Raw genomic sequence first — 23,362 nt, forward strand, 5'->3', positions numbered from 1 at the left:
AGCCGGTGGGCACGCATGAGAGAGTGACGGCCATGCGTGCTCGCCGTCTCATCGCCGCCGCCAGCGTCGCGGCCCTCGGTGTCCTCTCCCTCGGTGCGTGCGGGAAGTCCGCGCCGGACGTCGCCGCGTACGTCGGCGACACGAGGTACTCCATCGACCGGGTGGACGAGATCTACGACAACGCCCAGTCGATGTATGCCGCCGCCATGAGCGCCGAGGTCGGGCAGACCGGGGCCAAGCCGTCGCCGGAGCAGCTGCGCTCCTCGGTGACCCGGCAGGACGTGCTGAACCTGCTGGTCAGCATCGATCTGGGCAAGCGGGTGGTGGCCAAGCAGGGCCTCCAGGTGCCCGACGAGGTCAAGCCGGAGGATTTGGAGCAGCAGCTCCGGATCCCGGCCGCCGCCGAGTACGCGAAGCTGTGGGGCGAGTGGGTGGACATCACCACCGTGCTGGGCGAGAAGCTGCCCGCGGTCGAGGTCAGCGACAAGTCGATCATGGCTGTCTATGGCGCCATCGAGAAGGCCGGGGCGATCCAGCCCGGGCTGAGCGTCGCCGAGGTCCGGAAGATGTTCGGTGAGACCGGCGAGGGCGGCGAGGGCGGCTTCGTGCGCGGCGCCACCGCGCTCAGCTCGGCCCTCCAGGAGGAGGCGGAGAAGGCCGGCACCTCGATCCACCCCCAGTACCGGCCGATCGGCGTGCCGTCGGTGGTCAGCACCGGTCAGTCGCTGGTCTTCTACTCGCTGCCGTACATCGGTCAGGACGGCCCGGTGACCGACATCTCCACCCCCGAGGCCCCGGCCACGGAGTCGGCTGCTCCGGCGACCCCCGGGGTATGACAGCCCGGATCGTCCTGCTGGTCACCTCGCCCCGGCTCCCGGTCGGGCTGCTGACCGCCGCCGCCTGGGACGTCGTACGCGGCAATCCGGTGCTGGCCGGGGCGGAGAGCGAGCTGACCGCCGCCGTGCGGGCGGCGGGCGGCGAGGTGACCGTGCCGGACGGCCCGGCGACGCCGGCGCTGCTGAACGCGGCGGCGGCGCACGGCGCGGTGGTCTGGCTGGCCGGCCCGGTGGGCGACGAGACGCTGGCCCGGGAGCTCGGGCTTCGGCTGGCCCGGGAGCCGGGCCTGGCCGAGCTGGAGCTGATGTACGGCTCGTGGGACCCGCCCGGGGCCCGGCTGCTCGACGCCGTCGAGGTGATGGACCGGCTGGCCTCGCCCGGCGGCGACCCGTGGAAGCGGGCGCAGACCCACCGCAGCCTCGCCGGTTTCCTGATCGAGGAGTGCTACGAGGCGTACGACGCCATCGGCGCCGACGACACCGACGCGCTCCGCGAGGAGCTGGGCGACGTGCTGCTCCAGGTGCTGCTGCACGCCCGGCTGGCCGAGGAGCTGCCCGAGGGCGAGCGGTGGAACGTCGACGACGTGGCCGGCGGCCTGGTGGACAAGATGGTCCGGCGCAACCCGCACGTCTTCGCCGACGACCAGGCCACCACCCTGGACGAGATCACCGCCAACTGGGAGCGGATCAAACGGGACGAGAAGGCCCGGGACTCGGTGCTGGAGGGCATCGCGCCGAGCCTGCCCGCGCTCGCCCTGGCCGGCAAGATCCTTGAGCGTGCCGCCCGCGCCGGCCTGGCCGTACCCCCGCCCCTGGCCGACTCCCAGGCCGACCCGGAGGCGCGACTCGGCGCGAGCCTGCTGGCCACGGTCGCGGCCGCTCGTGAGGCGGGCCTGGACCCGGAGGCGGCCCTGCGCCGCGCCGCCCTGGCGTACGCGGACGCGGTCCGCGCCGCCGAACGGGCCACCGGCACCGACTGACCCGCCGGCGCGGGACCGGCCGCGACAGGCCCCAACCGGCCAGGTCGCCGGCCTGCTGGGAGACAACCGGGCGGCGGACGGCGTGCGGCCCGGCGCGGAGGTTGGCTGGCGAAGTTCTGCGCCGCCGGAGACCCCGATCCGCCGTCTCGTGCCGGCCCGGCGGGAACCCGGGCGGGCGAGCGGACAGAACAGGGTGTGGACAGTTCATATCGCGCCCGGCTTCGTGCTGGCGACGCAGGAGCGTTCGGGCAGCTGTTCGAGGAACATGCACATGCCGTGCACCGGCACGCGTTCCGGTCGACGGGCTGCCGGAGCACCGCCGAGGACGTGGTCTCACTGACGTTCCTGGAGGCCTGGCGACTGCGCGGCAAGCTGCGGCCCGACGGCGACAGCGTGCTCCCGTGGCTGCTGGGCATCGCCACGAACGTGCTGCGCAACACGAGCCGGGCGGCCCGACGGCACCGGGCCGCGCTGGCCCGGATCCCGCGCGCCGACACCGTCCCGGACTTCGCCGAAGCGGTCACCGACCGGATGGACGACGTCGACCGGCTGGTGGCGGCCAGGGCGGCGCTGCGCGCCCTGCGGCCGGCCGAACGGGAGGTCTTCGCGCTCTGCGTCTGGTCGGGGCTGGACTACGCCACCGCGGCCGAGGCGCTCGGGGTGCCGGTCGGCACGGTCCGGTCCCGGCTGTCCCGGGCCCGGACGAAACTGCGCGCCCTGGCCGAGCGGGCACTCGACCCGGCCCCGGCGCTCTCCCCGCCCCCGGCTCGGGAACCCGCGCCGGTTCGCGGACAGGTACAGGGTGGCCGCGTATCCGTGGCCCGGTCGATCCAGGAGATGAACCGATGAACCCACGGCTTGATCCTGCGGAGCGCAGCGCCCTCGCCCGGTTGGTGCCACCACCGTCGGAGCGGGAGTTGTCCGCCGACCGTCATCGCGTCCTGAAGGAGGCCTTCATGCACGAGATCACCCAGTCTCCGGCGGCATCCCCGGCCCGGCCGTCGCCCCGGCCCCGACGTCTGCTGGCGTGGCTCGCCCCACCGGTGGCCGCCGCCGCTGTGGCCGCCGTGCTGGTCGCCACCGTTGCGCTGCCCTGGGGGGACTCCGAGCGGGGCAACCCGGCGAACCAGCCCGGCGAGGCCGCCCAGGTGGAGCTGCTGATGGAACAGGTCGCCGGGGCGGCCGCCGCGAAGCCGGCGGTGCCGGTGGCCGCCGGCCAGTTCGTCTACACCCGCAGCAAGGTCGCCTGGACGAGCACCCGGCTCGCCCGCGACGGCCGCCCGACGGTCAGCAGGCTCGACGAGGTGCACGACCGCGAGGCGTGGCGACCCCAGGTCGGCAGCGACATGCTCGTCCGCGAGCGGGGCGAGATGCAGCGGTGGAGGAATTCCACCCCGAACAGCAGGTACGCCGGCCTCCCGACCGACCCGGAGGCGCTGCTTCGACACATCTACGCCGAGGTCAAGTCGGAGGGCCCGTCCAGGGATGTCAGCGCCTTCGAATACATCGGCCGGGCGTTGCAGGAGAGCCTGCTGCCGCCACTCGTGACCGCCGCCCTCTACCGCGCGGCGGCCCGGATTCCGGGGGTGGTCCTGGTGCCGAAGTCCGTCGACGCCGCCGGGCGGACCGGGGTGGCCGTGGGCCGCGTCGACGACAGGTTCGGCACGCGCACGGAGTGGATCTTCGACCGGACCAGCCTCGAGTACCTCGGTGAGCGGTCCTACCTGGTCCGGGACACCAAGATCGGTAAGGCCGGGATGCTCACCGGCACCACCGCTGTGCTGAGCCGGGGGGTGGTGGACAAGGCGGGCAGCCGGCCCAACTGATGTCGAACGCCGGTGCCGGCTCCCCGCTAGGGTCGTCGCATGTCATCCTTCGCACCCCGTGCCGAACGGATCGTCGACGCCCTGTTGGAGAGCCGGCCCGGCCTTGCCATGTCCGCCGGCGACCACCGGTGCGACGAGCGGCTGCCGGACCTCTCCGCCGCTGCCGTCGCCGCCGACCGGGACATGCTCCGGGACGCCGCCGACGCGCTCGCCGAGCTGGACCCGGACGCCCTCGACGTCGACGAGCGGGTCGACCACGCCCTGCTCACCGCCCTGGTCGACCGGGAGCTGTTCGAGGCCGACGAGATCCGGGCACCCGAGTGGGACCCGCTGCGGCACAACCCGGGCCCGCTGCTGCACGCCCCGCTCGCCCGCCCGTACGCCCCGGCCGAGGTGCGGCTGACCAGCCTGGCCGGCCGGCTCGCGGCCGTACCGGATGCCCTGGCGACCGCGCGCGCGACGCTGCGGGACATGCCCCGGGTGCACGCCGAGACGGCGGTCGGGCAGTTCGCCGGCACGGCGGCGCTGGTCCGCGACGAGGTGCCCCGGCTGCTGGCCGAGGCGCCCGCGCTGCACGACCGGGTGGAGCCGGCGGCGACCGCGGCGATCGCGGCGCTGGAGGAGTTCGTGGCCTGGCTGCGCACCGGCCTGGCGGCCGACGCCGGCCCGGGGCGCGACCCCCGGCTCGGCCGGCGGCGGTGGGAGGCCCGGCTCTGGCACACCCTCGACACCGAGCTGGGCGCCGCTGAGGTGCAGCGCCGCGCCTGGGCCAACCTGGAGCGGGTCACCGCCGAGATCCGCGAGGCGGCCGTCGAGCTGGTCGGCGGCGCGGGCGACGACGAGACGGTACGCCGGGCGCTGGACCTGCTGGCCGCCGAGCACCCCGACGACCACACCATCGTCGACCTGGCCTCCGTCACCCTCGACGAGGCGACCGACTTCGTCCGCGCCCGCGACCTGGTCACCCTGGTCGACGACCCGTGCGTGATCCAGGAGATGCCCCAGTTCGCCCGGGGCGTGGCGGTGGCGTACTGCGACTCGCCCGGCCCGCTGGAGACGGCGGACGTGCCGACGTTCTACTGCATCGCGCCCACCCCGGCGGACTGGCCGGCGGCCCGGGTCGAGTCGTTCTACCGGGAGTACAACGACCACATGATCCGCAACCTGACCGTGCACGAGGCGATGCCGGGGCACTTCCTCCAACTCGCCCACGCCCGCCGGTACGCCGGCCCGACCCGGGTCCGGGCGCTCGCCGAGTCCGGGTCGTTCATCGAGGGCTGGGCGGTGTACGCCGAGGAGCTGATGGTCGGCCTCGGCTTCGGCGGCCTGCCGGTGCGGTTGCAGCAGCTCAAGATGCAGCTCCGGATGACCATCAACGCGCTGCTCGACCAGCTCGTGCACTGCGACGACCTGCCGGAGTCCGAGGCGATCGCGCTGATGACGGGCCGGGGCTTCCAGGAGGAGGGCGAGGCGGCCGGCAAGTGGCGGCGGGCGCTGCTCACCTCCACCCAGCTCTCCACCTACTTCGTCGGGTACAGCGAGATCGCCGAGATCGCCGCGCTGCGCCCCGCCGGGGTGTCGGCGCGCGAGTGGCACGACGCGATGCTCGCCCACGACTGCCCGCCCCCGCGCCACCTGCGCACCCTGCTCGGCGTGTGAGCAGAGGGCCGGGTCAGCCCGCCGGGCGGGCGGCGACGTGGTCGACCAGCCACCGGGAGATCGAGTACGCCGAGGGCAGCTCGGCCGGCAGCGCGTCGAGCGGGAACCAGCGGGCCTGCGTCAGCTCCTTCCCGTCGACGACCGGCTCGGCGGCCGGGTCGGCGGCGGTCGCGGTGAAGCCGGCCAGCAGCACCCCCGGCCCGGACACCGCCCAGGGTTGGCTGCCGAAGTAGGAGACCGCGCCGAGGGTCAGCCCGACCTCCTCGCCGACCTCCCGGCGGGCCGCCGCCTCCAGCGACTCGCCGGCTTCCACGTAGCCGGCGACCAACGCCCACAGCTCCGGCGGCCCGTCCGCGTGCCGCACCAGCAGCAGCTCGTCGGGGCCGCCGGCCGGCCCGGGCCGGGTGATCGCCACCAGCACGGCGGCGGAGAGCTGCATCGGCACGTACAGGTCGCAGTCGGGGCACCGCCGGGACTGCTCGCCCGGCACGTCGGCCAGCTCTGCCCGGCACGCCCCGCACCACCGGTGGGTACGCCGCCAGGTGAGCACGGCCAGCGCCCGGCCGGCCAGGTCGGCCAGGGGGGTGGGCAGCTCGGCGGCGAGCGCCCGCCAGCTCCGCCAGCGGCCCGGGAGGGCCTGCTCGTCGACGTCCTCGCCGGCCAGGTCGGCATCGACGTCCTCGCCGGCCAGGTCGGCGCCCCAGGCGGGCACCCCGGCCAGGGTGCCCAGCGGAACCCAGGCGGTGTCGGCCGGCAGCTCGGCCACCCGGGGGAAGCCCTCCGGGCCGGTCAGCAGCCTCCGCCCGGCCACCACCAGGGCGAGGTCCCCGGGCTGCGGCGGGCCGGACCGTTGCGCTCCCGGCACGAACCCGCCGCCGTCGGGGGTCGTCGGCGGGGTGGTCACGAGCCGGCGGAGCGGCGGTCGACGACGACGGCCCCGGCCGGCAGCTCGAAGCTCGCCCCGTCGACCGTGTCGCTGTAGCGGGTCAGGGCCAGCTCCGTCGGCCGGCCGTCGAGCTGGCCGGTGAAGCTGCCGAGCGCGCCCTCGGTGGTCACGCAGGCGGTGAAGTCGCCGGCCGACCGCTGCACGTCCACGCAGGTGGCGTGGTGCCCGGCGATGGTGGTGCCGCGCTGGGCGACGACCGCCTCCGAGTCCAGCGCGGCCTCGGTGAGCAGCCCCACCACCACCGGCGGGGTGACCAGGCCACGCTGCTCGGCCTCGGTGAACAGGGTCACCGAGGGCTTCGCGGTGGTCACGGGCGGGGCGAGCAGGGTGCACACGGTCCCGGCCGTGCCGGCCTCGCACCGGGTGATGGCCTCGGCGGTGACGGTCAGCCTCCCGCCCGGCCAGGCGTACGCCGAGCGGGCCGGGTCCTGGGTCTGGGCGATGGAGGCGGTCTGGCCGCCGGAGAGCTGGTAGTCGGCCGAGTAGGTCAGCTCCAGCGCCCGGTCCAGCCGGGCGACGATGTCGTTGACCAGGTCCGATCGCCCGAACGCCCGGCCGGCGTCGTCCAGGGCCTGACAGCCGGTCACGGAAAGTGACGCGATGACCGACAGGGTGAGCGCGCGGAGCGTGGTCGAGACGGCGGGCATGGCGACCAGCCTTGTCGATCGGGTCCACGTCACGCAAACCGGTTGCCGGGTTGAGGGCCGAGAATCCGGGAATGTCCGACGTCCGCCCCCGGGGCCGGCACGCCGGGCGACGCGGTGCGCTGAGCCGCCGCCCGATACGCTGCGTTCAACACCTGCCCCAGCCGCACCGTCGCGGCCCATAGCGGACCGGAACCACACATACGAGGAGCGACTCAGTGGCAACCATCGAGGGAATCGTCGCCCGGGAGATTCTCGACTCGCGGGGCAACCCGACGGTCGAGGTCGAGGTCGGGCTCGACGACGGCACGATCGCCCGCGCCGCGGTGCCGTCCGGCGCCTCCACCGGCGCCTTCGAGGCGATCGAGCTGCGCGACGGTGACGCCGGCCGCTACCAGGGCAAGGGCGTCGAGAAGGCGGTCTCGAACATCGAGGACAAGATCGTCGACCAGCTCATCGGGTACGAGGCCAGCGAGCAGCGGCTGATCGACCAGAAGATGCTGGACATCGACGGCACCGACAACAAGGGCGAGCTGGGCGCCAACGCCATCCTGGGCGTCTCCCTGGCCGTGGCCAAGGCGGCGGCCGGCAGCGCCGAGCTGAGCCTCTTCCGCTACCTGGGCGGCCCGAACGCGCACCTGCTCCCGGTGCCGATGATGAACATTCTCAACGGTGGGGCGCACGCCGACTCCAACGTCGACATCCAGGAGTTCATGATCGCGCCGATCGGCGCGCCCAGCTTCCGCGAGGCGGTGCGCTCCGGCGCGGAGGTCTACCACGCGCTGAAGTCCGTGCTGAAGAAGAAGGGCCTCTCCACCGGGCTCGGCGACGAGGGCGGCTTCGCCCCGAACCTGCCCACCAACGCCGCCGCGCTGGACCTGATCGCCGAGGCGGTCGAGAAGGCCGGGTACCGGCTGGGCACCGACATCGTCTTCGCCCTGGACGTCGCCGCCACCGAGTTCTTCGACAACGGCACGTACACCTTCGAGGGCGCGGCGAAGTCCGCCGAGGAGATGAGCAACTACTACACGAAGCTCGCGGGCGACTACCCGATCGTCTCCATCGAGGACCCGCTGGCCGAGGACGACTGGAGCGGCTGGGCCACCCTGACCGCCGCTCTGGGCGACCGGATCCAGATCGTCGGCGACGACCTGTTCGTCACCAACCCGCAGCGCATCGCCCGGGGCATCGCCGAGAAGTCCGCCAACGCCGTGCTGGTGAAGGTGAACCAGATCGGCTCGCTCACCGAGACCCTCGACGCGGTCGAGCTGGCCCACCGGGCCGGTTTCAAGTGCATGATGAGCCACCGTTCCGGCGAGACCGAGGACACCACGATCGCCGACCTGGCGGTGGCCACCGGCTGCGGCCAGATCAAGACCGGTGCCCCGGCCCGCTCCGACCGGGTGGCCAAGTACAACCAGCTCCTGCGGATCGAGGAGGAGCTGTCCGACGCGGCGCGGTACGCCGGGGCGGGCGCGTTCCCGCGTTACCGTTCCGCCTGAGACGCCCAGCTAGCCTCGGGGGAGGGGTGTGACGATGCAGCAGCGCCGCACACCGGGTGGTCAGCGTCCCGCCCGCCGGCCGGGTAGCACCGGTCGGCCGGGCGGGGCCCGCGCCCGCTCATCGGTCCGCGACGGCGTCCGCGCGGAGGCGCGTACCGCCGGCCGGGCGCCCGGCTCGGCCCGCGCCGCCGACCAGGTTCGCTCCGCGAGCCGTCCCGCCGCAGCCCGGCGCACGGCGGCCGGCGGCAGCGTGAAGCGGCTCTCCGCGCCCCACCCCCGGCGCTTCACCGGGCGGGCCACCGTGCTCTTCGCGGTGCTGATCGCCCTCGCCCTCGCCTACACCTATCCGGTCCGGGTCTACCTGGACCAGCAGGCGGACATCGAGCGGATGGAGGCGGCCCAGGCCGCCCAGCGGCAGCTCATCGCCGAGCGCTCCGTCGAGGCGGCCAAGTGGCAGGACCCCGAGTACATCCGCATCCGGGCCCGGGAGCGGTTCTACATGGTCTACCCCGGCGAGGTCCCGGTGATCGTGCTCAACGATCCGGCCGGCGCGGCCCGGGACGCGAGCGGCGGGAAGGCCCCCGCCCGGCCGCAGACCCCCGATCCCTGGTACGACACCCTGTGGTCGAGCGTGCGGGCCGCGAACGCCGACCGCCCCGGCCAGTGAACGCAGCGCCAACAGAGCACCGACGAAAGATGGGCACCGTGACTGTCGTACCCCCGCAGCACCCGGCGGCGGAATCCGTACCCCCGCCGGAGCGGGAACCGGCCACCGAGCGTGACCTGGCCGCGGTGGCCGCCCAGCTCGGACGCGCGCCGCGCGGCACCCGGGCGGTGGCCCACCGCTGCCCCTGCGGCCTGCCCGACGTGGTGGAGACGACCCCGCGCCTGACCGACGGGACGCCCTTCCCGACGCTGTTCTACCTGACCTGCCCCCGGGCGACCGCCGCGTGCAGCCGGCTGGAGTCGGCCGGGCTGATGAAGGAGATGGCCGAGCGGCTGGCCACCGACCCGGAGCTGGCCGCCCGGTACCGGGCTGCGCACGAGGACTACCTGGCCCGCCGGGCCGCGATCGGCGAGGTGCCGGAGATCGCCGGCATCTCGGCGGGCGGCATGCCCGGCCGGGTGAAGTGCCTGCACGTGCACCTCGGCCACGCCCTCGGCGCGGGTCCGGGGGTCAACCCGCTCGGCGACGAGACGCTGGAGCTGGTGGAGCAGTGGTGGGCCGCCGGCCCCTGCGTGGACGTGCCGGCGGGCGAGTGACGATGCCGGCGCCCGACGAGCTCGTGGTGCGTCGCGCCCGCACCTCCGACGTGCGCGGCATCCGGCAGCTGGTGGACACCTACACCGACGACCGGCGGCTGCTCAGCAAGGCCACCGTCACCTTGTACGAGCACGTGCAGGAGTTCCGGGTCGCGGTCGACGGCGACGGTGCGGTGCTCGGCTGCGGTGCGCTGCACGTGATGTGGGAGGACCTGGCCGAGATCCGCACGGTCGCCGTGGACCCCAGGTGCCGGGGCCGGCGGCTCGGGCACCGGATCGTCGGCGAGCTGATCGACGCCGCCCGGGAGATCGGGGTGGCCCGGATCTTCGTGCTCACCTTCGAGACCCGGTTCTTCGGCTCGTTCGGCTTCACCGAGATCGACGGCGCACCGGTGCCGCAGCCGGTCTACGAGCAGCTCCTGCGCTCGTACGACGAGGGCGTCGCCGAGTTCCTCGACCTCGAACGCGTCAAGCCCAACACCCTCGGCAACACCCGGATGCTGCTGCGCCTCTGACCGGCGCTCGGTTGCTACGAGATTCGCTCGGGTGCCGGGCTTCAGCGTGCCGAAATCCCGCCGCCGTCCCTGTAATCCGTGGCACCGATTCCGACAGGTACCCGCGCTCCAGGCGGTCGGCCCCTCGGCGCTCAGCTGTGGCGCGGGTGGGCGGTTTCGGGGCATGCTGCCCGGATGGCGATCCTGCGTCCGACGTTCCGAGTGCTCGCGGCGCTGCTGAGCGCCGTCGCACTGCTCGGTGCGGTACGCCTGCTCATGCCCGCGACCGCCGGCCCGGACGAGCAGCCACCGGGGGTGGCCCGGCAGTTGACGTTCCTCCGGTCGGCGCTGGACGACGGCGCGGGCACCGACGCACAGGCGATGTTCCCGGAGGGCTGGTTCTTCGCCCATGCTCTGTACGGGCTGGCCCGTGTGGAGCAGGGCCTGCGGTCCCCGGAGGCGGAGCGGGAGACGGCGCTGCGTGAGGCCCGGTGGGCGCTGGCCCGACTGGAATCCCCGTCCGGGCGGGAACCGTTCAGCCCCGAGTTGACCCCGGCGTACGGGGTCTTCTATCAGGGCTGGACGAACTGGCTGCGCGGCGGCGTGCTCGCCCTGCAACCGGCGGACCGGCGCGACCCGGCCGAGGCGGCCCGGTTCGCCGAGGCGTCGGCGGCCGTCGGGGCGGCGTTCGACGGGTCCGCCTCGCCGTACCTGGCCGCGTACCCGGGGCAGGCGTGGCCGGTGGATTCGACGGTGGCGATCGCCTCGCTGCGGCTGCACGACGCGCTGCTCCCGCCCCGCTTCGCCGGCACCGTGACGCGCTGGCTGGACGGGGTGCGACAGCGCCTCGACCCGGGGACCGGGCTGCTGCCGCACCGGGTGGACCTGGCCACGGGGGCCCCGGCCGAGGTGGCCCGGGCCACGTCGCAGAGCATGATCCAGCGCTTCCTGGTCGACGTCGATCCGGCGTTCGCCCGCGAGCAGTACCTGCGCTTCCGGGACCGGTTCGTGGCCACGCCGCTCGGGCTCGGCCCGGCCGTGCGGGAGTACCCGCACGGGATGGACGGGCCGGGCGACGTGGACTCCGGGCCGCTGCTGCTCGGGGTGAGCCTGTCGGCCACCGTGGTCACCCTCGGCGCGGCCCAGTCCCAGGGCGACGCCGCGCTCGCCGGGGCGCTGGCCAACTACGGCGACCTGGTGGGCCTGCCCGCCGACACCCCGTGGACCCGCCGGTACGCCCTCGGCGTCCTGCCGATCGGCGACGCGTTCCTCGCCTGGTCGAAGACCGCCCGCCCGTGGGTGGCCGACCCGCCGGATCCGCCCCCGGCCACGGTTCGCTGGTGGTGGCGGTTGCCGCTGCTGTCGGCGCTGCTGCTCGTCGGCGTCGCCCTGTGGCTGCCGGACCTGTTCCGCCTCGCGCGTCGCCGTCGATCATCGAGCGTCCGGCCGGCGGCGGGGCGGGCGGCTGAGCCGGCCGGGGTGGGACGGCTGCCGTAGGGTTGCTGCCGTGACGACGCGCGTGGCCTCCATCGACTGCGGGACCAACTCGATCCGACTGCTGGTCGCCGACCTGCCCGACCCGTCCGCCGGGCCGGAGGCGCCGCTGGTCGACCTGTCCCGCCGGATGGAGATCGTCCGGCTCGGTCAGGGCGTCGACAGGACCGGCCGGCTCGCGCCGGAGGCGATCGAGCGGACCCGGGTCGCGTTGGCCTCCTATGCCGCCGAGATCGAGAAGTTGGGCGCGGAGCGGGTCCGGATGTGCGCCACCTCGGCGTCCCGGGACGCCTCCAACGCCGGGGACTTCCGGGCCATGGTCGAGCAGACCCTCGGCGTGGCCCCCGAGGTGGTCAGCGGCGACGAGGAGGCCCGGCTCTCCTTCACCGGCGCGGTGCGCGGCCTGCCCGCCGACGCGAAGGCGCCGTACCTGGTCGTCGACATCGGCGGCGGGTCCACCGAGTTCGTGGTCGGCACCCGCTCCGGCGGCGTCGAGGCAGCGATCTCGGTGGACATCGGCTGCGTCCGGATGACCGAGCGGCACCTGCACGGCGACCCGCCCGGCGCGGCCGAGGTCGCCGCCGCGCAGGCCGACATCACGGCCGCCGTGGATCGCGCGCTGGAGGCGGTGCCGGGGCGGCAGGCCGCCACCCTGGTCGGGCTCGCCGGCTCGGTCACCACCGTCGTGGCCCTCGCCGAGGGCCTGACCGAGTACGAGCCGGAGCGCATCCACCACGCCCGGGTCTCGTACGACGAAGTGGCCCGGGTGACCGCCGACCTGCTCGGCAAGACCCGCGAGCAGCGGCTCGCCACCCCGGTCATGCACCCGGGCCGGGCCGACGTGATCGGCGCGGGCGCCCTGGTCCTCAGGGTGATCATGGAGCGCGCCGGGATGTCCTCGGTGGTCGCCTCGGAGCACGACATCCTCGACGGCATCGCCTGGAGCCTGCTGCCCGCCGCCGGCTAGCCGACCCCCGGCATCGCCGCTGCTCCGGCCCGGCGTCCGGCCGCCGTTGCCGGCGTGATCGGTCGGCCTGTTTCCGGCGTGATCGGCCGGCCCGCCGCCGGCGTGATCGGCCGGCCCGCCGCCGGCGTGATCGGCCGGCCCGCCGCCGGCGTGATCGGCCGGCCCGCCGCCGGCGTGATCGGTCGGCCCGCCGCCGGCGTGATCGGTCGGCCCGTCGCCCAAGATCATGCTCGAGCTGGGATCGAGTGGCCTCCCCGCGCGCCCGATGCCACTGCATCCGTGTTCGAGCATGATTTCGATCGGGTCAGGGTCCAGGGCTCTTCGGCTTGGCAGGTCCCCGTGGGATGCCCGCGCTGCCGACATCATCGGCGTTCGCCGGGTCGGCTCCTGCCGGGCGGCTCCTGCCGGGCCGGCCTACCTCCCGTTGGGCCCTATGGAGCTGCCCCGTTTGTGCTATCGACGCAGTGGGCGCGTGGACGGGGCAGCTTCACAGGGGCCGAAGGACAGGTCCCCGACCGGATGCGGGGCCGTATTTGTCAGTCTGTCGCCAGGTCTGGCCGGTGCTCTTTGATCCACTTCTCGACGTCGGTCTTCCGCCAGATCTGCCCCATCACCAACACCTGGTAGGGGGCGGGGAAGTCACGCCGGGAGGCAACCACGGATGCACGGGCACGCGACACGCCGCCGAGCATGCCTCGTATCTCAGCGATCCCCACGAACTCGCCCATGGGTTGACGGTAGGTATCGGCGATTGTCCGACGATCGGTAACGGCGACCGGGGTTGACGATCGCCTACATCGGTACCACGATCGGGGGATGACTACGCCGAACGCTGCCGCCGTTCATGGCCGCCAACCTCAGGCCGTCCGCCCGCACGCCCCCAAGATCGGCCACGGGGGCGTCGGCGAGGGCCGGCCGTGATGGAGGACCACCCCCCGGAGTACCCGGGTGGGCCGTGTCTCGGGTGCGGGGAGCCGTGGCCCTGCCTCCCGCGCCAAGCGGCCATGCTGAAGGAATTCGCCAAAGCTCCCAATGAGGCCATCACGTACATGGGGGCGTGGGTCCAGGCGGGCGTTCTGGAGCTGAAAAGCCGCAACCGCCCTGTCGATCCAGGCATGTCGGAACGGCATCTGGCGTGGATTGGTCTCCTGCTGGAGTCTCAAGAAATCATGACGAACCTGCTTGACCCGGACAAGTCCGATGACTGAGCCCCGGTTGCCGAAGTCGGGAGACGTCCTCCACCTCACCCGGGTGGCCAGTGTTCAGTTCGTGAAGCCGATCGTGTTCCGTGTCATTCGGGTTCACGACTGGCCCACCTACGAGGGGTGGATCTGGGCGGACGGCTACCAGCTCGACCGGCGTGGGGACGCGATTGCCCGGCGGTCTCTGTTCGTCAGTTCGCTGGGTTGCAGTGGCTGGACAAGCCGGCGGGTGAGCGGCTGGCCCAACGTCACCCTGTATCCCGGTCTCGTGCGCGGGCGGGGTGAAGCCCAGGGCCCGGGCAGAGTCGCGGAGTGTCCGGTACCGCGCATATCAAGGCCGGTGCGCGGATGTCTCCGGCAGGAATCCGGCCTCGGTAACGAGATCGCACGCGCCGACCTCAAGCGTGCGCGTCGCCACCGCGCAATCGGCCACCCGTCCCGCCGCCGCTCCCGTCCCACGGAAGCCCCGTCCCGCCGCACTGGCCCCGCCCCAACCCTGCGGATCCCACCCCAACTAACTCCACCATCCAGGAACTCCGTTCCACATCTTAGGATGATCGGAGATCTTGGAAGGAAACGGCCCCTGGAGGGGCCGTTTCCTTCCAAGATCTCCCGTGCGGTCAGTCGCGGCTTCGGCTTGGCGCCGAAAATGGCGCGCATGTTCGTGGTGCACGGCATGCGGGAGGGGCCTCGGTCTCGCCGGACCTCAGCTATCCCACAGCCTCTGCGAATGCCCCGGAAGTCGCCGCCAAGCCGTCCATGTCGTCTCCCACATTGGGTAGTCCGGCGAATGCATGCCGGTTTGGTGGGGGACATGCCTGCCGCCCCTATGGAGCTGTCCCGTCTGCGCTCCCGCTCCGTCGATAGCACAAACGGGGCAGCTCCATAGGGGCCAAAAGAGGGTAGGTCGACCCGGCAGGAGCCGATGTTTCCACTCTGAGATCGCACCGATCCACCCCGGCGTCAGGGGGCTGGGTGCCGGTTACTCAGCCCTCCGGGTCAGCGCGGACTAGGAATGCGGCTTGTCGACGTACCCGATCTCCTCCAGCTTGTCGCCAATGAGCCGGTAGGTGGCCGTCCGCTCGATCACCAACTCGACCATTGAGGCGTCGTCGGGTCGGGTCAGGTAGACCACCTGCGCCTGGCCGGCACTGATGGTGACCTTCTCGATCGGGGTGCGGTCGCCGAGATCGACCGTGCCGACATAGGCCGGGGCGCCCTTGACGTTGCGCCAGAGCACGATGCCCCAGAACTTGCCCGTCCCGCCGCCGTCGAGCATGATCGCGCGCAGCGCGTCGGCGGCGCCGTCGCCGGTCAGGTCACCGATCGCGCACGGCGGTTGCAGGGCGACAACCACGCCGTCCTCACCGGCCCAGCGCCCCTCGGTCAGCGGGATCGGGTCGGGGTAGTTGTTGTACCGCACCTTGGTGCTGCCCAACTCCGATTCGGCCACCTGGTCGCAGGTCAGCGCGGGGACCTTCGCGGGCGGCGCGGCGGGCGGCGAGACGTTGTCGTTCGCGCTGCTGCCGTCGCCGAACGGCGGGTCGGCCACCGGCGAGTCCGACGGCACGGTGGTACCGCCGGGGCCCGGCGTGGCGGCGCCGTTGACCTCGATCTTGCACCCGCCCGCCACGAGGACCAGGGCGAGCGCGGCCAGCGGCAGCAGCGTCCTGCGCATGGTTGTTCCTTTCGATGAAGTGGGCCGCAGCGTAGTGCGCCCCCGCCAGTGTCGGACTGCCACCGTGTTTGTCGCGCGGGCCGGCGTCGAGGCCCCACAACGCGGCGACCTGGTCGAGGGTGAGCGCCCGGCGGTGGCCACGGTGACGATGTCGAGCGCTCACCGTGGTGAATGAATCGCGCTGAAGGGGCGTCGATCACCTGGCCATCGTGATCAGACAACGCCGATGCGTCGCAGCCCTTTCCATCTCTGTAGCATCGCTGCGACGACGAGGGGGCGCCGAGTGAGCGACATCATCCCGACCCTGCCCGCTCTGGGGCTGGAGTTCCTCCCTCTCGAACCGGAGGATCCCCGCTCGGTTGGCGACATCCGGCTGCTCGGCCGGATAGGCGAGGGCGGCATGGGCCGCGTCTACCTCGGAGTGACCCAGGCCGGTCGGGCTATGGCGGTGAAGGTCGTCAAGGACCCCTACTCGACTGATTTCTCGTTCCGTGCCCGATTCGCGCGTGAGGCCTCGATCGCCAGGCGGGTCGGGGGCGTCTTCACCGCCCCCGTGCTCAGCCACGACTCCGAAGCCGCCCGCCCGTGGCTGGCGACCGCCTTCGTGCCGGGCCCCAATCTCGCCGTCGCCGTCGCGCGCCACGGAACGCTGCCGCTGAACGGCGTGTGGCGGCTCGCCGCCGGGGTGGCCGAAGCCCTCAACGCCATTCACGGCGCCGGCATCGTCCACCGCGACCTGAAGCCCGGCAACGTGCTGCTCGCCGCCGATGGACCCCGCGTCATCGACTTCGGGATCTCCCGGGCCGACGGCGAGCTCGACCTCACCCAGACCGGCGTACGGATGGGCACCCCGTCCTACATGTCACCGGAACAGCTGCGCGGCGAGCGATCGACACCCGCCACGGACGTCTTCGCGCTCGGCTCCGTCGTCGCCTTCGCCGCCACCGGGAAGGCTCCTTTCCGCGCCGGCAGCGACGTGGAACTCGTCTACCGCGTCACCCAGGACGAACCCACTCTCGACGGCATCACAGATCCGGGACTGCGGGAGCTGATCAGCCGGTGCCTGGCCAAGGAGCCGCGTCTGCGACCCACGCCGCAGGACGTCATCACCGCCTACATCGACCGCAGCGCGGCAGCCGCCGGCCAGGGCTGGCTGCCCGAAGGTCTTGAGGAGACCCTTCCCCAGATCGGGGCCGCTCTGACCATCCCGCTCAGGCCGCCCGGCATCGCACCGACCCTGACCACCCCCGCACCAACTCTGATCGCCCCCGCACCGACTTTGACCACCCCCGCACCGACCCTGACCACCCCCGCACCGACCCTGACCGCCACCGCGTCGATCGGCCCGGACGGGCTCACCACCCTCACTCTCGGACGGGATACCGCTCCCGAGCCGGCCGCCGCGCAGCTGACGAAGCCACCGGATCTGACGACCCAAGCCATGCCGCCGACCGACACCCGGCGCCGGAAATGGCGTCGACCGGCTATCGCCGCGGCGATCGGCGTGCTCGTGGTGATACTGGGCGGGGCCTATCTCGTCGATGGCGGCGCGCCACCCCGCGATCCTTCGGCCGACAGTTCACCGACCGCTGCTGCCGTCGTGGCCGCCTCCGCCCCACCTGCCAGCGGGGCCGCCCGCCCTTCCAACGTTCCCAACGTTCCCCACGCGCCCGGTACGACCGGCGCGCCCGGCGGTGGCCCATTGGCGGCTGGCAGCCCTTCGGCCGGCCCGACGCGGGACAAGGGCGATCCGGGCACCGCGCAACCGACCAAGGCCACTCCGCGCACCTCGGCTTTGCCCTCGGGACCGTTCAACCCCGACAGCATGGTGATCGTGAGCTCCGACGGAACCGTGCTCAGCGCCACCGGCACGAGCGACGGCTCGAAGGTGGTGACCATCGCCTGGCGGAGTCTCCCCAGCCAGCGATGGCAACTCGAGTCGTCCGACGATGCCCTGGTCGTGAAGTCCGCACCGGCCAAGCAGCTCACCGTCGGCTACGACGGGGTCGGCGTGCTGTCATCGGTCGGCGGCGGAAACGGCTTCGGGTGGGTCTACGACTCGGCGAGGCGTCAGCTCCGCAAGCGGAACACGAGCGGGTGCCTGACCTCCCAGGGCCCCGGCCAGCAGGTCACCTATGGCGTGTGCAGCAGCAACCAGAACCAGCTTTGGCGGGTGGTGTCGTGAACTTCCCCCCGCGATCCTGAAGCGGCTCTGCCCGCCCGGTGTGCTGCTGGAGTTGTCCGCCGGCGACGACCCGGAGCGCTGGCCGATCGACCTGGCGCAGGTTCGCGCGCTGGTGCACGTACTGCGGGATCTGCTGCGGGTCGCGGACGGCGCGGCGCGGCGTGCGACCTGACCCGCGCGGCGTTTCTCTTTGACGCTACTGCGCATTGCGCACTAGTGTGTAATGCGTGGACACCACACAGCTGTTGAAGGGCGTGCTGGATCTCGCGGTCCTGGCCGTGCTCCGGGAGGAGGACGGCTACGGTTACGACATCATGCGTCGCCTGCGGGAAGCCGGCCTGGACGAGGTCGGCGACGCGTCGGTCTACGGCACGCTGCGGCGGCTCTTCGCCGCAGGCCTGCTGACCACGTACGTCGTGCCGAGCGAGTCCGGCCCGCACCGCAAGTACTACTCGCTGAACGCGGCCGGCCGGGACCAGTTGACCCGCTCCGGCAAGATCTGGCGCTCGTTCGCCACCACCATGGACACGCTGCTCGACGATCGGGGGGTGACGGCATGACCGTCATGGAGCAGGAGATCGCGGACTACGTGACGCGGGTCCGGGCGGCGCTGGCCGACCTGCGGCCCGCGGTCCGGGACGAGCTGACCGAGGACCTGGCCGAGCACCTGGCCGAGGTGGCCGCCGAGGGCGACGAGCCGCTGGCCGACCGGCTGGGCACGCCCGAGGCGTACGCGGCGGAGCTGCGGGCGGCGGCCGGGGCGGGGGGCCCGGCCGCAGCCCGCAACCTGGACCAGCGGGCCGCTGCCGTCGCGGCCTCGCTGCGCGCCCGGCTGCGGGTGGCCGACCGCAATCTCGGCCCGATCCTCGGGTACGCCTCGGCGAGCGAGTACCTGCGGCTGCTCCGCCCCGCCTGGTGGGTCCTGCGCGGATACCTCGCGGCGATGCTGATCACCATGGTCACCACGGGGGCGTCGTTCGGGCTGCTGCCGAGGCTGGGCGGCAGCACGCTCGCCGCGCTGCTGCTGCTCGCCGTCTGCGTGGTGGCCTCGGTGTGGCTGGGCAGGCGCACCCCCACGCTGGGCCGCTGGCCCCGGATCGCGGTCCGTGCGGGCACCGCGGTCCTCGCCGTCTTCGCGTTCGCCGGGTTCGTCAACGCGGACGACCGGCTCGGCTGGAACGAGTCCGGCTACCAGCCCACCTCGGAACAGGTGCCGTTCGTCCGCGACGTCTTCGTCTACGACAGCGAGGGGCGGCTGGTGGAGAACGCCCGCCTGTTCGACCAGGACGGCAACCCGATCCGCCTCGGGTACCGGGAGTGCGTGCGCGAGGGGCTGCCCGAGTCGAATCAGGGAGTGCCCGCGTACCCGTACTGCCCGGAGCATGCGCCGTTCCGTTCCGGGCCGGTCGGGCCGCGCCCGTCGCCCGTTCCGCCGACCCCGGCCCCGGCCCCGACCCCGACCGACGGACCGTCCGGCGGTTCCGCGCCGACCCCGTCCGGGGGCACCACGGCCGGTCCGGCCCCGAGCTCGGCGCCGCCGCCCCTCGCGCCCCTGCCGACGGCCCTCGCCCCGACCCCGGTGCCCACTTCCTCCTGAGGCGACGACGCACCGCAATCGGGGTGTCCGGCTTGCCGGGCACCCCGATTGATCAACCTTTTGTACGGTATATCGCGCTTATCATTTGTTCTACAGGCGCAATATCCGGCACATGGGGTCGGTCATCGGAGCTCACCGGGGGAGAATCTCGTGGGTCGGCACCGGCGGGCGTCTTTGCTAGAGTTTGCCCGGTGCCGCCTGCGGGCCGTCGACGAAGGAGCGTTGATTTCGGATGACCAGCAAGCACGTCTCGTCGGAAGCGATCGAGGACATCCGGGAACACCTCCAGAAGAACGTCGTGTCCGGCCCGAATGGGATCGACGCGATCAAGGCCAGGCTCGCGGAGACCGAGATTCCCTTCCCGCACTTCGGTGTGATCGGCACTCCACTCGCCCTGGCTTACGGCGACACCCGCGAGAAGGCCGCGACGGCGCTCGACGAGGTCCGTAATACCATCGACGACTATCTGAAGGAGTTGGCCACCGCGCGGGACAACTGGATCAAAGTCGAGGACGCGAACACCGTGGTGTCGAGTTAGCCGAGTGGAAAGGGGGTGGCGAGCGTGTTCAACCCGGGTAACCTCCTGATCTTCGCGGCCGTCAAGCAGGCGGTCGAGGCGAACGCGAAGATCGCGAAGACCGCCGTCCTTGCCCTGGTCGCGGTGGGCAGCATGGCGGCCAACCCGAACGACATGTCCGATGCGGCAACGGCCTGGAAGGAGATGGCGAACGACCTCACCTCGTTCGCCGCCCACCTGGACGGTGCGCTCGGCAAGGGCGGTGACTGGAAGGCCGACGACAAGGACGCGTTCGCCGCCTCCTTCACCAACTTCAAGGGCGAGATCCTGCAGTTCAAGGGCGCGGTCAGCGACATCGCCGGCACCCTGGAGGTGATCTCCAACACCTACATGGTCTCGTACGTGGCGCTGCTCGCCTTCCTCCTAGCCTGCCTGGCCATCCTGATCGGTCTGCTGGCGCTCCTCGTCATTCCGCTCACCACAGCCCCCGCGCGGGCAGCGATCGCGCAGATCGGGCTGGCCGTGACCGCGGTCTCCACCAAGGTCGCCACACTGCTCGCCGGCCTGACAGCGGCCGTGGCAGCGATGTTCGGCGCCGTCGCCTACGGGTGGGTCAACATCGGCTCGCGGAACGACAGCATCCCCGCCGCGCTCGACTTCAAAAAGATCCAAATCGACTACGAGGCACCGTAGCGCTTCGAGGTCAAGGGCGACTGACGTATCCACCACCAGGGCAGCGGAGAGTCTGACATGAACGACCCGAACATGGTGGACCTGGAGCGCATCCTGCGCGACAGCGAGCAGCGGATGCAGCAGTTGTCGGAGGTGGAGACGCTGCTGGCCGAGGTCACCTGCCGACACGTCACCGACGGCGGGATGGTTTCCGTCGAGCTGGGCGCGGACGGCACGCTCCGGCAGTTGGACATCAACTCCCGGGCCATGCGCCTGGACTCCTACGCCCTCGCCGAGCTGATCACCGAGGCGTTCAACGGCGCGCAGCAGGGCCTGCAGGAAGCCATCGCCCGGGCCATGTCGGACACGCTCGGCACCAGCGATCTCGGCGACGTGCTCGGCGAGACTCGCGACATCCGTAAGAGCATGGACGGCGTGCTGGAGACGGTGTCGCGCTCGGTAAACGACGCCATCGTGCAGGCCAGCCGCTTCAACAGCCGGCGCTGACCGGCGGGGGAGAGGACTCCGATGGGTCTCGGTGAGATGCTGCTCGCGGTGCTGTATGTCATCTTCGGTCTGGCGCTGGTCTGGCTCGGCTGGTGGTGGTTCCACCACGACCCGAAGTCCAAAGGCAGGGGCCCGGGCGGGAAGTAGCCGTCGTCGCGGCGCCGGCCGCGCTCCGTCCACGAGGGACGGACGTCACGTCCCAGGGGACAGCGGGAACGAGTGGCTCGTCGCTATCGTGTCCGCTGTTGGAGCCCCGGAAGGACAGCACGTGAACGAGCAGCTCAGCACCCTCACGCCGGCCGAGACCGAGACCACCACCCGGGGGCCGGCCGACACCGGCTCGGCGGCGTCGACGGAGGCCCCGGCGGGCGAACACGCCGGCCCCGACGAAGGTCCCGGCGACGATCCGGAGGGCGGAGCCCGCCGGCACCCCCTGCTGCCGGTGCTGACCGTGCTCGGCGTGGTGGCCGTACTGGTGGGGACGCTGGTCGTGCTCGGGCTGCGGTACGACGTGGCCGGCCGGCTGCTCGCGCCCGACCGGGCCGCCTCCGCCCGGGTCGGCGACTGCCTGGCCCGCCTGCCCGACGTCGCCGAGAGCGGGCAGCACCGGTCCGCGACGGCGCGGGTCGTCGACTGCTCCTCACCGGAGGCCGTCTACGGCGTGGTGGGGCGGCTCGACGGGCAGAGCGCGGAGCGGGCACGCGACGGCCTCCAGTGCGAGACCTTTGTCGCCCGGGGCGGCACCTACTACACGTACAGCAGCGTCCCGCCCGGCGGCACCGGCTATCTGCTCTGCCTCGCCCCCCGGAGCTGATCCGGCCCGCCCCGGCGACCCGGTGAACGGAGGTGAATACCACTATTCGCGCGTCTTCCCCAAGCCGCCCGGCGCGTGGCAGGCTACCGGCACGTAGGCACACCCTGCGACCAGCCAGCGTTGACTGACCGCTAGGAGGACCCGATGGGCGAGATGGTGAGCTACGCCAGCAACGGGGGGACGCGCGAGGGGTATCTCGCGATACCCGCCGCTGGCGCGTCCAGTCCGGCGGTCGTGGTCATCCAGGACTGGTGGGGCCTCGTGCCCCACATCCGGTCGGTCGTGGACCGGTTCGCGGAGGCCGGCTTTGTCGCCCTCGCCCCGGACTTCCGGCACGGCCAGCCGGCCAGCCGGCCGAGTGAGCCCCGGCAGATGCTGAACAGCGCGCAGATGGACGAGGCGGCGGCGGACGTCGCCGTCGCGGCGGAGTACCTCGCCGGCCGGCCCGAGGTCGCCGGCAAGGCCGGTTGCGTCGGGTTCTGTGCCGGCGCCAGCCTGGCCCTCTGGGCGGCCACCCGGTCCGAGCGGATCGTGGCGACCGCCGCCTTCTACCCGCGACTGCCCTGGGACGGGATGAGCCCACAGTGGAACGGGTACGCGGGCAAGGCCGCCGTCATCCACTGTGCGGAGGCGGACGGCACCTCCACCGCCGACGGCGTGCAGGCCGCCCGCCGGGCCGTGGAGACGGCCGGGGGCACCTGCCAGACGTACGACTACCCGGGCACCGCACACGCCTTCTTCAACGAGGACCGGCCGGAGAGCTTCGACCAGCGGGCCGCCGCCACCGCCTGGGCCCGCACCCTCGAACAGTTCCGGGCGAAGCTTGGCTGAGCCCCGTACCCCGGTCGAGGTGGTCGCGCGCGCCGCGCGGGCGGCCGACCTGGCCGACCTCGACGGCGCGGTCAGCGACTGTTTCGCCTGCCCGCGCCTGGTCGACTGGCGGGAGGAGATCGCCCGGACGAGGCGGGCGGCGTTCCGCGACCAGGAGTACTGGGGACGGCCGGTGCCGGGCTTCGGCATCCCCGACGCGCGGATCGGCATTCTCGGCCTGGCCCCCGCCGCGCACGGCGGCAACCGCACCGGGCGGATCTTCACCGGGGACCGCTCCGGCGACGTGCTCTTCGCCGCGCTGCACCGCGCGGGCCTGGCCAACCAGCCGACCAGCGTCGCCGCCGACGACGGTCTGACCCTGCGCGACACCCGGATCTTCGCCGCCGTGCGCTGCGCTCCGCCGGACAACAAGCCCACCCCGGCGGAGCGGGACACCTGCGCGCCGTGGCTGCACCGCGAGGTCACGTTGATCAGGCCCACCCTGCGCGTCGTGGTCGCGCTCGGCGCGTTCGCCTGGGCCGCGTGGTGGCCGGTGCTGCGCGAGGTGTACGGCGTCCGTCCGCCCAGCCCTCGACCGGCGTTCGGCCATGGGGCACACTGGTCCGGCACGACCGCACCGGCGCTGCTCGGCTGTTACCACGTCAGCCAGCAGAACACCTTCACCGGGCGGTTGACGCCGGGGATGCTGGACGACGTGTTCGCCCGGGCGAAGCAGTTGGCCGGGGTGGACTGACGGCGTGGGGCGGTG

Annotated in this window: 27 protein-coding genes and 1 pseudogene; 24 read left to right on the plus strand and 4 right to left on the minus strand. The window is 72.8% G+C overall.

Translation table 11 applies throughout. The annotated features are described in order from the left end of the window. Positions 1–32: 32 nt before the first annotated feature. The 5 genes from GVV04_RS10490 (at position 33) to GVV04_RS10510 (ending at position 5,301) form a co-directional block, all read left to right on the plus strand. Entirely contained in the window at positions 33–836 is an 804-nt protein-coding gene (locus tag GVV04_RS10490; protein WP_161687090.1) for a SurA N-terminal domain-containing protein, read from the plus strand. Then, positions 833–1,816 carry a nucleoside triphosphate pyrophosphohydrolase gene (locus tag GVV04_RS10495; protein ID WP_161687092.1) on the plus strand — a complete coding sequence of 328 codons (984 nt, stop codon included), beginning with the start codon at positions 833–835 and terminating at the stop codon, positions 1,814–1,816. Before GVV04_RS10490 ends, GVV04_RS10495 begins: the two co-directional genes overlap by 4 nt. A 195-nt stretch (positions 1,817–2,011) precedes the next feature. Continuing rightward, entirely contained in the window at positions 2,012–2,665 is a 654-nt protein-coding gene (locus GVV04_RS10500; RefSeq protein ID WP_161687093.1) for an RNA polymerase sigma factor, read from the plus strand. Then, the gene (locus GVV04_RS10505) at positions 2,662–3,642 is read left to right on the plus strand and encodes a CU044_5270 family protein (RefSeq protein WP_161687095.1); all 981 of its coding nucleotides are present in this window, start codon (positions 2,662–2,664) and stop codon (positions 3,640–3,642) included. Before GVV04_RS10500 ends, GVV04_RS10505 begins: the two co-directional genes overlap by 4 nt. Positions 3,643–3,681: 39 nt before the next feature. Next, complete coding sequence (locus GVV04_RS10510; protein ID WP_161687097.1) at positions 3,682–5,301, plus strand: DUF885 domain-containing protein; 1,620 nt, start codon at positions 3,682–3,684, stop codon at positions 5,299–5,301. A 13-nt stretch (positions 5,302–5,314) separates the two neighbouring features. Here the strand turns inward: GVV04_RS10510 and GVV04_RS34355 are convergent, their stop codons facing one another. Both GVV04_RS34355 and GVV04_RS10520 read right to left on the minus strand, forming a co-directional pair. Continuing rightward, on the minus strand, positions 5,315–6,205 hold the full coding sequence (locus tag GVV04_RS34355) for an NAD(+) diphosphatase (RefSeq protein WP_161687098.1): 891 nt from the start codon (positions 6,203–6,205) through the stop codon (positions 5,315–5,317). Continuing rightward, positions 6,202–6,894, minus strand: a complete 693-nt coding sequence (locus tag GVV04_RS10520; protein ID WP_161687099.1) for a hypothetical protein — start codon at positions 6,892–6,894, stop codon at positions 6,202–6,204. Before GVV04_RS10520 ends, GVV04_RS34355 begins: the two co-directional genes overlap by 4 nt. 215 nt (positions 6,895–7,109) lie before the next feature. On the opposite strand from GVV04_RS10520, the gene eno reads away from it, so the two are divergent. From eno to GVV04_RS10550, 6 genes are all read left to right on the plus strand, one after another. Beyond that, positions 7,110–8,393: a phosphopyruvate hydratase gene (eno, locus tag GVV04_RS10525; RefSeq protein ID WP_161687100.1), complete on the plus strand. Its 1,284-nt coding sequence runs from the start codon at positions 7,110–7,112 to the stop codon at positions 8,391–8,393. A gap of 34 nt (positions 8,394–8,427) precedes the next feature. Next, positions 8,428–9,060 carry an FtsB family cell division protein gene (locus tag GVV04_RS10530; RefSeq protein WP_161688323.1) on the plus strand — a complete coding sequence of 211 codons (633 nt, stop codon included), beginning with the start codon at positions 8,428–8,430 and terminating at the stop codon, positions 9,058–9,060. 38 nt (positions 9,061–9,098) lie between these two features. Next, on the plus strand, positions 9,099–9,656 hold the full coding sequence (locus tag GVV04_RS10535) for a DUF501 domain-containing protein (RefSeq protein WP_161687101.1): 558 nt from the start codon (positions 9,099–9,101) through the stop codon (positions 9,654–9,656). Between the two features lie 2 nt (positions 9,657–9,658). Then, a complete protein-coding gene (locus GVV04_RS10540; protein WP_161687102.1) occupies positions 9,659–10,171 on the plus strand; it encodes an amino-acid N-acetyltransferase in 513 nt (170 codons plus the stop codon). 174 nt (positions 10,172–10,345) lie between these two features. Then, complete coding sequence (locus GVV04_RS10545; RefSeq protein ID WP_201753283.1) at positions 10,346–11,647, plus strand: hypothetical protein; 1,302 nt, start codon at positions 10,346–10,348, stop codon at positions 11,645–11,647. 22 nt (positions 11,648–11,669) lie between these two features. Beyond that, positions 11,670–12,611: a Ppx/GppA phosphatase family protein gene (locus GVV04_RS10550; RefSeq protein WP_161688325.1), complete on the plus strand. Its 942-nt coding sequence runs from the start codon at positions 11,670–11,672 to the stop codon at positions 12,609–12,611. A gap of 536 nt (positions 12,612–13,147) precedes the next feature. On the opposite strand, the gene GVV04_RS10555 is transcribed toward GVV04_RS10550, so the two are convergent. Further along, positions 13,148–13,339, minus strand: coding sequence for a hypothetical protein (locus GVV04_RS10555; RefSeq protein WP_201753284.1), 192 nt, complete (start codon positions 13,337–13,339; stop codon positions 13,148–13,150). Between the two features lie 276 nt (positions 13,340–13,615). Here GVV04_RS10555 and GVV04_RS10560 point away from each other — a divergent pair, with 276 nt between their 5' ends. Next, entirely contained in the window at positions 13,616–13,819 is a 204-nt protein-coding gene (locus GVV04_RS10560; RefSeq protein WP_161687103.1) for a hypothetical protein, read from the plus strand. Further along, positions 13,812–14,098, plus strand: a pseudogene (locus tag GVV04_RS33005) (hypothetical protein). The gene GVV04_RS10560 and the pseudogene GVV04_RS33005 overlap by 8 nt, the downstream one beginning before the upstream one ends. Positions 14,099–14,822: 724 nt before the next feature. Here the strand turns inward: GVV04_RS33005 and GVV04_RS10570 are convergent. After that, positions 14,823–15,491 carry a hypothetical protein gene (locus tag GVV04_RS10570; protein WP_161687104.1) on the minus strand — a complete coding sequence of 223 codons (669 nt, stop codon included), beginning with the start codon at positions 15,489–15,491 and terminating at the stop codon, positions 14,823–14,825. 283 nt (positions 15,492–15,774) lie between these two features. Between GVV04_RS10570 and GVV04_RS10575 the strand changes: the two genes are divergently transcribed. From GVV04_RS10575 to GVV04_RS10615, 11 genes are all read left to right on the plus strand, one after another. After that, the gene (locus GVV04_RS10575; protein WP_161687106.1) at positions 15,775–17,676 is read left to right on the plus strand and encodes a protein kinase domain-containing protein; all 1,902 of its coding nucleotides are present in this window, start codon (positions 15,775–15,777) and stop codon (positions 17,674–17,676) included. 40 nt (positions 17,677–17,716) lie between these two features. Continuing rightward, the gene (locus GVV04_RS33930; RefSeq protein ID WP_268926256.1) at positions 17,717–17,848 is read left to right on the plus strand and encodes a hypothetical protein; all 132 of its coding nucleotides are present in this window, start codon (positions 17,717–17,719) and stop codon (positions 17,846–17,848) included. A gap of 55 nt (positions 17,849–17,903) precedes the next feature. Continuing rightward, on the plus strand, positions 17,904–18,236 hold the full coding sequence (locus tag GVV04_RS10580; protein WP_161687107.1) for a PadR family transcriptional regulator: 333 nt from the start codon (positions 17,904–17,906) through the stop codon (positions 18,234–18,236). After that, a complete protein-coding gene (locus tag GVV04_RS10585; RefSeq protein ID WP_201753285.1) occupies positions 18,233–19,273 on the plus strand; it encodes an HAAS signaling domain-containing protein in 1,041 nt (346 codons plus the stop codon). Before GVV04_RS10580 ends, GVV04_RS10585 begins: the two co-directional genes overlap by 4 nt. Before the next feature lie 232 nt (positions 19,274–19,505). Next, positions 19,506–19,811: a hypothetical protein gene (locus GVV04_RS10590; RefSeq protein WP_161687108.1), complete on the plus strand. Its 306-nt coding sequence runs from the start codon at positions 19,506–19,508 to the stop codon at positions 19,809–19,811. 24 nt (positions 19,812–19,835) lie between these two features. After that, positions 19,836–20,483 carry a WXG100 family type VII secretion target gene (locus GVV04_RS10595; RefSeq protein WP_161687109.1) on the plus strand — a complete coding sequence of 216 codons (648 nt, stop codon included), beginning with the start codon at positions 19,836–19,838 and terminating at the stop codon, positions 20,481–20,483. Between the two features lie 57 nt (positions 20,484–20,540). Next, positions 20,541–20,969, plus strand: a complete 429-nt coding sequence (locus GVV04_RS10600) for a YbaB/EbfC family nucleoid-associated protein (RefSeq protein WP_161687110.1) — start codon at positions 20,541–20,543, stop codon at positions 20,967–20,969. A 21-nt stretch (positions 20,970–20,990) separates the two neighbouring features. Beyond that, a complete protein-coding gene (locus GVV04_RS33935; protein WP_268926257.1) occupies positions 20,991–21,116 on the plus strand; it encodes a hypothetical protein in 126 nt (41 codons plus the stop codon). 121 nt (positions 21,117–21,237) lie between these two features. Continuing rightward, positions 21,238–21,783, plus strand: coding sequence for an LppU/SCO3897 family protein (locus GVV04_RS10605; RefSeq protein WP_161687111.1), 546 nt, complete (start codon positions 21,238–21,240; stop codon positions 21,781–21,783). A gap of 144 nt (positions 21,784–21,927) precedes the next feature. Further along, positions 21,928–22,614, plus strand: a complete 687-nt coding sequence (locus tag GVV04_RS10610) for a dienelactone hydrolase family protein (protein WP_161687112.1) — start codon at positions 21,928–21,930, stop codon at positions 22,612–22,614. A gap of 19 nt (positions 22,615–22,633) precedes the next feature. Beyond that, positions 22,634–23,347: a uracil-DNA glycosylase gene (locus tag GVV04_RS10615; protein WP_161688327.1), complete on the plus strand. Its 714-nt coding sequence runs from the start codon at positions 22,634–22,636 to the stop codon at positions 23,345–23,347. The last annotated feature ends 15 nt before the right edge of the window (positions 23,348–23,362 follow it).

The sequence above is a fragment of the Micromonospora rubida genome (genome assembly GCF_009908295.1).
Taxonomy (GTDB): Bacteria; Actinomycetota; Actinomycetes; order Mycobacteriales; family Micromonosporaceae; genus Micromonospora; species Micromonospora rubida.